Here is an 8,888-nt window from a genome sequence, read left to right as displayed (position 1 = left end):
CGATAGTACGGATATGCTCAGACCCACATCAATAACGCCAGAAAACGTCCTGCAGCTTTCGTGTGCAACGCTCTCGGGTAAGTGCAAGCATCATCAGGATCCGGGCCTTGTGCGCAGGTTGATCGTCAGTTACCAGCCAGTCGTATCGGTCATCGGGCTGGGCGGCATTACGGATGACTACGCCTCCTCCCGTGCGCGAACCGCGAACCACGTGGATGCCGCGCTTTCTCGCCTCGACCAGAGAAGCGACGATCGAAACCGCCACATTGCCGTTCCCTGTTGCAGCATAAATGACCGCCTTTACGCCTGAGTCGAGTATCGCGCGTACTATGGCGTCGTTCATGCCGCCATGCGCGTAGACAACGCCGACATGGGGCAGCGCTTCGATCTCGTTGATCGACCATTCGCTGTCCACCGTATGGGGACGTGCCGGCAGCCGGTAAAAGACCGGCTTGCCTTCGACGATAAATCCCAAGGGTCCGTAAGGCGACTTGAACGCGTCCTGCTTGAAGGTATTCGTCTTGACGACGTCGCGCGCTGTGTGGATCTCGTCGTTCGAGACGACCAACGTGCCTTTGCCGTGTGCAAGCCGGCTCGCAGCCACGACTATCGCGTTGTACAGGTTGAGCGGTCCGTCCGAGCTTAGGGCGGACGGCGGACGCATGGCACCGACCACAACAACCGGCTTTGGGCTCTTGAGCGTCAGATGGAGGAAATAAGCCGTTTCATCGATAGTGTCGGTGCCATGCGTAACCACGATGCCGTCAATGTCGTCACGTTCCAGGAGCGACGCAATGCGCTTTCCCAACTGCAGTAGTTGCACGTTGCCGAAATTCTCGGAACCGACCTGAAATAGCTGTTCAGTCGTGATATCGGCTAGCGAATCCGCGACGGGCAGATCAGCGAGAATGTCGTCGATAGACAGCACCGAACAGTCATACGCCGACGTGTTCACCGGCGAGGCGCCACGACCTGCGATCGTTCCGCCCGTGCCAATCAGTACGATCCTCGCTTTCTGTCGCGCAGCCGCTGCGGTATCGCGCGTCATGGGTGTGCGCTCAGGTTGAACATCGAGCAATCGAAGGCCGTGGGGCGTTGCGCGATCAGATCGTCCAGTAACTGCGCGCACCCCGTCGCGAGTGTGAAACCGAGCGCGCCCTGCCCGACGTTGAGCCACAGATTCTTGATCGGCGTCGAGCCAACGATAGGCATTCCACCTGGCGTAGCGGGTCTTGATCCGGCCCATTCATCGGCGGCGGCATAGTCACCAGCCCGCGGGAAGACCGCCTCCGACTCAAGGCGTAACGTATCAAGCCGACGACGGTTAAGCGCATTTGAATAACCCGCTAAATCAGCCATCCCCGCCACGCGCATGCGCTCATCCAGCCTCGCGTACACGACCTTGCGGGCGAAATCCGTCACGCTGATACGGGGTGCGATATCGCCGGACCTGATTGGAACCGTCAGGCTATATCCTTTCAACGGGTACACCGGCACATCGATACCAACCGGCCTCAACAACTTCGTACTGCCGCAACCCAACGCAACGACGATCTGTTCACCGGGCAATCTGCGTGTTCCGGCCCACGCTTCGACGCGTCCGCCCGGCGCGTGCTTCAACGCGCTGACATCGGCTGAAAATTCGAAGACCACGCCGCGCCCGCGCAGCAACTTTTCGAGGCTCAAACAGAATCGATAGCAATCCGCCGTGTCTTCGCTGGCGGTGTAGATGCCGCCGGCGATCTCGTGACGAATGGATTCCAGCGCGGGCTCAATGCGAACGCATGCTTCCCGGTCGAGCGGCAGCTGCTCGCAGCCGAGCGTGCGCTGGAATTCCAGCAAACCCAGCGCCGACGCGAACGCTTTCGCATCCCGATGCATGACCAGCTTGCCGGAACGGGCATAGTCGAAATCAAGCAATGGTTCGTTGTCCACAAGCTTGTGCATCAGCGAACGGCTGAGAAAAGACAGTGCAAGCAAGTGCCGCGTCGATTGCAAACTTCTCTGACGCGTGCACGCCCTCAAGAACTGGAAACACCAGCGCCATAAGGCAGGGTCCGCAGACGGACGAAAACGCATTGGCGAGTCGTGGCGCATCAGCCAGCCAGGAATCTTCGACAGGACACCCGGACCGGCGAGCGGCGCAACGTAGCTGTACGAAAGTTGCGCGCCGTTTGCATAGCTCGTTTCCAGGCCGACTTGCGAACGGCGGTCGACAACTGTCACGTGATGACCCGACGCATTCAGGTAATAAGCGGTTGTCAAGCCGATCACGCCGGCGCCTAGAACAGTGATTTCCATGATGCTCACATTTTCACTACGGTGAGGAGCGTCTGCTTGCCGCCTTTGTAGTCATACAAGGAGATGGCGCCCTGCTTCAGATCACCATGTGCGTCGAACTGTGTGCGTCCCAGCACGCCTGCGAAGTCCGCACCCGGCATCGACGCAAGAATGTCCGCGGCTTTGACCGAGCGGGCGCGCTTCATTGCATCGACGATGATATACACCGCGTCGTAGGCGAACGGCGCGTTGAGTTGCACATGCTGATGAAACCGGGCTTCATAGCGCTGCTCGAAAGCGGGACCATCCGGCATTTTCTCGAGCGGCATGCCGGCGATCGAGCACACGACGTTATCGGCAGCTTCGCCTGCGAGTTTCGCGAGCGAATCGGCGCACAAGCCGTCGCCACCCAGCACGCGGGCGCCGATCGCAAGCTGGCGCGCCTGCTTCGCGAACGGGCCTCCCGTGGCGTCCATTCCGCCATACATGATGATGTCCGGATGTTCGCCCTTGACCTTCGTGAGGATCGAACGGAAGTCGACCGCCTTGTCGTTGGTCGCATCGTGCGAGAGGACCGTCAGACCCAGCACCTTCGCCTGCTTTTCGAACTCGTTGGCAAGCCCCTGACCGTAAGCGGTTGCGTCGTCCACGATCGCGACTGACTTCGCCCCGAGCGTTTTCTTCGCGTAATCGGCCAGTGCCGGGCCCTGCTGTGCATCGGTTGCAACTACCCTGTAAGCGGTCTTGAATCCTTGCTGTGTGTAGATCGGATTCGTAGCCGAAGGAGAAATCTCGACGATACCCGCATCGCTATAGATTTTTGAAGCCGGAATCGTGGTTCCCGAATTCATATGCCCGACAACGGCGACAACCTTGTCATCGACGAGCTTCTGCGCGATCTGCGTTCCCTGGCGCGGGTCAGACGCGTCGTCCTGTGCATCCAGTTCGAGCGTCACTTTCTGGCCGCCGATCACAAGTCCCTTTGCATTGATCTCCTCTACCGCGAGACGGGCGCCGTTTTCGGTGTCCTTGCCCCATTCGGCATTCGCGCCGGTCAACGGCGCGGCATGTCCAATTTTGACAACTTCATCTGCAAACGCGCTGGCAGAGCCGAGCACGATCAGGCTTGCTCCAATTCGGGCAATCAGACTGCCGGGATTTCTGGTCGACATGAGACTCTCCTGGTTTATTGCATGGCTTTGAAGGTATCGCAGCGGTGCTCGGCTGGAATCAACGGGCACGTTCGACAGGACCGACTTTAGGATCGATAAAATCGCTGGCATTGCACCAAACCGCAAGAAAATAGAAGAAACGCGACACGCCGGCCGGACTCGTTCGCCGGCTCTTATACTTGGGTTTATCAGCGGCTTGAGGGAAGGTCATGGGTACAGAGAGAACACCGTCCGATGGCCGGGAACTTGTCGACCGGCTCGACCGCGCCTGTTTGAAGCGCGACACCCATCCTTCCCGGGCGGGCGCCGAACTGAATATCGGTTTTTTACTTTGGCCGAGCTTCCCGTTGCTCTCACTAGCCGGTTTCTGCGACGCATTGCGCCATGCTGCGGACCTTGGTGACCAGAGCAGGCCTTTACGATGCACATGGACGCTGCTCGGCACGTCCGCTACAACCGTGGAAGCGAGTTGCGGCGTGGCCGTGCCCGTCCAGGCGGTAGACGGTTCGCCGCGTCAATTCGATTACCTCGTCGTGATCGGCGGGCTGCTGCCTAAACTCGAACAGGTCGACCGGCGCTACTGGGACTATTTGCGCGAGGCGGATGTCAGCGGCGTGCCGTTGATCGGCATGTGTACCGGCAGTTTTGTACTGGCGCACGCCGGCCTGATGCAAGGCCGCGTAGCGTGCGTCCACGCGTTCCATCTTGAAGACTACAAAACGATGTTCCCGAACATGCCGGTCGTCGCCAATTCAGACTATTTGATCGATGGCAACCGCATCACATGCGCCGGCGGGGTCTCTGTCCTTGAACTGGCAACGCGTCTGATCAGCCTGCATTGCGGCCCGGACAGGGCGTCCAAGGTGATCCATCAAATGACGGTCAGCCGTCTGGGCGGCACGTCGTTCGTGGACCGCCGCAAGGCGTTAGGCTATCTGGCGGTAGGTGATTGGCTGGTGCGGCATGCGATCGTGCTGATGGAAGAAAACCTGGAGGCGCCGCTCAATATCACGGTGATCGCGAAGATGGCCGGGACTAGCGTCAGGCAACTCGAGCGCAACTTCCTGACAGAAACAGGGATGTCGCCTAAGGAGTTTTATCGGACGATGCGACTGCGCTACGCGCGCTGGCTGCTGCTCAACACAACGAAGCGCATCACGGTAATCGCTTACGAATGCGGCTTCGCTGACTCCGCGCATTTTATTCGCGGCTTTAAAGAGATTTATGGCGTGACACCGGGCAAGCTGAAGGCTTCTCTGGAAGCGCGTTTGTCCTGAGGCAAACACGCAGCGACGCGTCTATTGAGCCAGGATATCAACAACTATCAAAAGAACTGGCGGCACCACGGCGGACGTCCCGAGCCGATTTCCAGCCAATAAAAAACCCGCAGAGCTTATCGCCATGCGGGTTCTAGATACTTCTCTGCACTTCTTCAGGCTGCCTTGGACGTCTTGCAAAACGGTGGTGGGTGCTGAGAGGCTCGAACTCCCGACCTACGCCTTGTAAGGGCGCCGCTCTACCAACTGAGCTAAGCACCCGTTTCGCGATGCGCTCAATGTACACGGGGCGATTGATTGAACAGCTCCGTATCCAGCGAGTCCGCTAGTTTAGCGCATCTTTTAGTGCTTTGCCAGCCCGAAATTTAGGAACCTTCGCGGCCTTGATCTTGATCGCGTCGCCCGTTCGGGGATTACGGCCCGTGCGTGCCGTGCGCTTGCCGACCGCGAACGTTCCGAAGCCCACAAGCGTCACCGAACCGCCCTTTTCCAGCGTAGTCTTCACGCCGCCGATCACCGCTTCGAGCGCCCGTCCGGCTGCTGCCTTCGATATATCCGCCTGCTGCGCGATATGGTCGATCAATTCCGTCTTGTTCATTGTGATCCCCCGAAAATGGTTTGTGATTGGGCGATGCAAAAGAGCGATTCACTGCTTTGAGCACAGGCCGTGAGCCATATATGCGGCGGTCATTAGAAGTAGCCGAAACACGCGTGTCAACCGGGATTGAGCCTGATCCCGCCCACCATTCTCCATCTCGGGCGCGCAATAAAAAACCCGCGGGGGGCACCCGCGGGTTTCGACTTTCTCAACCGGCAACCAACCTCAATGCTTGACGAAGTCACCCGTTGCCGGCGCGTCCTTCTTGTCGGCCACGGCCGGCGTTGCAGGCTTCGCTTCTTCCTCCGGCAATGCCGCGGGAACACGTTCGAGCGCAAGCTCGAGGACCTTGTCGATCCAGCGAACCGGAACGATTTCGATCGCGTTCTTCACGTTGTCCGGAATCTCGGCGAGATCCTTCGTGTTTTCCTCGGGGATCAGCACGAGCTTGATGCCGCCGCGATGCGCCGCCAGCAACTTCTCCTTCAATCCACCGATAGGCAACACTTCGCCACGCAACGTGATTTCGCCGGTCATCGCCACATCAGCGCGAACGGGAATGCCGGTGAGCACGGACACGAGCGCCGTCGTCATCGCAATACCGGCGGACGGACCATCCTTCGGAGTCGCGCCTTCAGGCACGTGGATGTGGATGTCCTTCTTTTCGAACGCTTCATCCGATACACCCAGACGACGCGAACGCGAACGCACCACCGAACGTGCAGCCTCGACCGATTCCTTCATCACGTCGCCAAGCGAACCCGTGCGGATGATATTGCCCTTACCCGGCATGACCGCAGCTTCAATGGTCAGCAAATCGCCGCCCACTTCCGTCCACGCGAGACCCGTCACCTGACCGACCTGGTTCTCCTTCGCGGCCAGACCAAAGTCGGTCTTGCGCACGCCGAGGAACGTATCGAGATTGCTGCCGTCGACCTTGACCGCGCCATCTGCCTTCTTCAGCAGAAGCATCTTCACGACCTTGCGGCAGATCTTCGACATTTCGCGTTCGAGCGAACGAACGCCGGCTTCACGCGTGTAGTAACGAATGATGTCGCGGATTGCTTCTTCCGTGAGATCCATCTCGCCCGGCTTCAGGCCGTTGTTGCGCGTTTGCTTCGGCAACAGGTACTTCTGCGCGATGTTGACCTTCTCGTCCTCGGTGTAACCCGAGAGGCGAATCACTTCCATCCGGTCGAGCAACGGCGGCGGGATGTTCAGCGAGTTCGACGTCGCCACGAACATCACGTCCGACAAGTCGAAGTCCACTTCAATGTAGTGATCGGCAAACGTATGGTTCTGTTCCGGATCGAGCACTTCGAGCAAAGCGGAAGCCGGGTCGCCGCGGAAATCCATGCCCATCTTGTCGACTTCGTCGAGCAGGAAAAGCGGATTGCGCACGCCGACTTTCGCAAGGCTTTGCAGGATCTTGCCGGGCATCGAACCAATGTACGTGCGACGGTGACCGCGAATCTCGGACTCGTCATGCACGCCGCCAAGCGCCATACGCACGAACTTGCGGTTCGTTGCACGAGCGATCGACTGACCCAGCGAGGTCTTGCCAACGCCCGGAGGCCCGACGAGACACAGGATAGGCGCCTTGACCTTCTCTACACGCTGTTGGACCGCAAGATACTCGAGGATCCGTTCCTTGACCTTCTCCAGGCCAAAGTGATCTTCATCGAGTACGCGTTCAGCATTCGAGAGGTCATTGTTGACCTTGCTCTTCTTGCGCCACGGCAAACCAATCAACGTATCGATGTAATTGCGCACGACGGTCGCTTCAGCCGACATCGGCGACATCAGCTTGAGCTTCTTCAGCTCGGCGTCGGCCTTCTTCTTGGCTTCCTTCGGCATGCGTGCGTTGGTGATGCGTTTCTCGAGCTCCTCGAGATCTGCACCTTCCTCGCCTTCGCCCAATTCCTTCTGGATCGCCTTGACCTGTTCGTTCAGGTAGTACTCGCGCTGGCTCTTCTCCATCTGACGCTTCACGCGACCACGGATACGCTTTTCGACCTGAAGAATGTCGATTTCGGCTTCGAGCTGCGCAAGCAGATGTTCGAGGCGCTCGACGACCGGGAGCATCTCGAGAATGTGCTGCTTCTGGTCGAGCTTCAACGGCAGATGCGCCGCGATGGTATCGGCCAGACGACCCGCTTCATCGATACCCGACAGTGACGTCAGGATCTCGGGAGGGATCTTCTTGTTGAGCTTCACGTACTGATCGAACTGCGACACGATCGCGCGGCGCAACGCTTCGGTTTCTGCGCTGTCGGCATGGTCGGGTTCGAGCGGCATCACGTCGCAGGAAAATTGCGTTTCCTGTTCTTCGATCGTGAGCGTCTTCGCGCGCTGCAAACCTTCCACGAGCACCTTAACCGTACCGTCGGGAAGCTTCAGCATTTGCAGGATGTTTGCAATACATCCCACTTCGTACATGTCTTTTTCGGTCGGCTCGTCTTTGGCGGCGGTTTTCTGTGCAACAAGCATGATGTGCTTGCCGCCTTCCATCGCAGCTTCGAGGGCCTTGATCGATTTGGGTCGTCCGACAAAGAGCGGAATCACCATGTGCGGGAAAACGACTACGTCACGCAGCGGGAGCAGCGGGAGCGTAATGCGTTCCTGCGGGAGGAGTTGGGTTCCTGACATTTTCATTTCCCCAGTAGTGGAATCAGTTCAGTCGTAAATAAGGCCGTCAAAATGGATTGCAAGCCTTAAGCGTGTGGGAAAAGATCAGTGAATCGAAAAAATTCGCCTCAGTAACGTGTCAGTAACGTCCACAAGATATCCGAAAAATAAACAAAAAGCCGTTCACGTTGCCATGAACGGCTTTTCGCCGACACACAGCCCAACTTTAGTTAGAACCTGCTACCTTCGGTGTATCTTCATAAATCAACAGCGGCTTGCCATCGCCGTCGATTGTGTTGTCGTCCACGATAACCTTGCTTACGCCCTTCATGGTCGGCAACTCGTACATCACATCCAGCAACGCCTGTTCCAGAATGGAGCGCAAACCACGCGCGCCCGTCTTGCGGCGGATTGCCTTGAGCGCAATCGCCTGCAACGCGGCAGGGCGAATCTCCAGATCGACCCGTTCCATGTTGAACAGCTTGTGATACTGCTTCACAAGCGCGTTCTTCGGCTCGGTCAGGATCTTGATCAGCGCATCTTCGTCCAACTTGCCGAGCGTGGCGACCACCGGCAAACGGCCGATCAGCTCAGGAATCAAACCAAACTTGATCAGATCTTCCGGTTCCACTTCGCGCAGCACTTCGCCCGCGTCGCGATCAACCTTGCTCTTTACGCTAGCACCAAACCCGATGCCTGTCTTTTCCGTGCGGTCGATAATGACCTTTTCCAGGCCATCGAACGCGCCGCCGCAAATAAACAGGATGTTGGTGGTGTCGACCTGGATGAAATCCTGGTTCGGGTGCTTGCGCCCGCCCTGTGGCGGCACTGAAGCCATCGTGCCTTCAACAAGCTTCAGCAGCGCCTGCTGGACGCCCTCGCCCGACACGTCGCGGGTGATGGACGGGTTGTCCGACTTGCGGCTGATCTTGT

At 58.3% G+C, this 8,888-nt stretch carries 7 protein-coding genes and 1 tRNA gene; 1 reads left to right on the top strand and 7 read right to left on the bottom strand.

What is annotated here, in order from left to right; all coding sequences use genetic code 11:
- Positions 1 to 28 precede the first annotated feature (28 nt).
- Genes ACFFAR_RS16470 through ACFFAR_RS16460 form a run of 3 tightly spaced genes read right to left on the bottom strand, consistent with a single transcriptional unit; the run spans position 29 to position 3,452 of the window.
- A complete protein-coding gene (locus ACFFAR_RS16470; protein WP_174364172.1) occupies positions 29 to 1,048 on the bottom strand; it encodes a type II asparaginase in 1,020 nt (339 codons plus the stop codon).
- On the bottom strand, positions 1,045 to 2,301 hold the full coding sequence (locus ACFFAR_RS16465) for a D-amino acid dehydrogenase (protein ID WP_174364173.1): 1,257 nt from the start codon (positions 2,299 to 2,301) through the stop codon (positions 1,045 to 1,047). The genes ACFFAR_RS16470 and ACFFAR_RS16465 overlap by 4 nt, the downstream gene beginning before the upstream one ends.
- 5 nt (positions 2,302 to 2,306) lie before the next feature.
- Positions 2,307 to 3,452 carry an ABC transporter substrate-binding protein gene (locus ACFFAR_RS16460; protein ID WP_174364174.1) on the bottom strand — a complete coding sequence of 382 codons (1,146 nt, stop codon included), beginning with the start codon at positions 3,450 to 3,452 and terminating at the stop codon, positions 2,307 to 2,309.
- Between the two features lie 209 nt (positions 3,453 to 3,661).
- Here ACFFAR_RS16460 and ACFFAR_RS16455 point away from each other — a divergent pair, with 209 nt between their 5' ends.
- A complete protein-coding gene (locus ACFFAR_RS16455; protein WP_174364175.1) occupies positions 3,662 to 4,729 on the top strand; it encodes a helix-turn-helix domain-containing protein in 1,068 nt (355 codons plus the stop codon).
- A gap of 185 nt (positions 4,730 to 4,914) precedes the next feature.
- On the opposite strand, the gene ACFFAR_RS16450 is transcribed toward ACFFAR_RS16455, so the two are convergent.
- From ACFFAR_RS16450 to ACFFAR_RS16435, 4 genes are all read right to left on the bottom strand, one after another.
- Positions 4,915 to 4,990 (bottom strand) — tRNA-Val (locus ACFFAR_RS16450).
- A gap of 64 nt (positions 4,991 to 5,054) precedes the next feature.
- Positions 5,055 to 5,327 (bottom strand): HU family DNA-binding protein, encoded by a 273-nt coding sequence (locus ACFFAR_RS16445; protein WP_056353185.1) that lies wholly within the window; start codon positions 5,325 to 5,327, stop codon positions 5,055 to 5,057.
- Between the two features lie 225 nt (positions 5,328 to 5,552).
- Positions 5,553 to 7,976 carry an endopeptidase La gene (gene lon, locus ACFFAR_RS16440; protein ID WP_062000830.1) on the bottom strand — a complete coding sequence of 808 codons (2,424 nt, stop codon included), beginning with the start codon at positions 7,974 to 7,976 and terminating at the stop codon, positions 5,553 to 5,555.
- 205 nt (positions 7,977 to 8,181) lie between these two features.
- The coding region (locus tag ACFFAR_RS16435) for an AAA family ATPase (RefSeq protein ID WP_375508142.1) at positions 8,182 to 8,888 on the bottom strand (707 nt) is incomplete at its 5' end.

The sequence above is a fragment of the uncultured Caballeronia sp. genome, from assembly GCF_964243625.1.
Lineage (GTDB): Bacteria > Pseudomonadota > Gammaproteobacteria > Burkholderiales > Burkholderiaceae > Caballeronia.
Note: the sequence above shows the minus strand (reverse complement) of the source record. Positions and strands in the feature narration are given on the sequence as shown.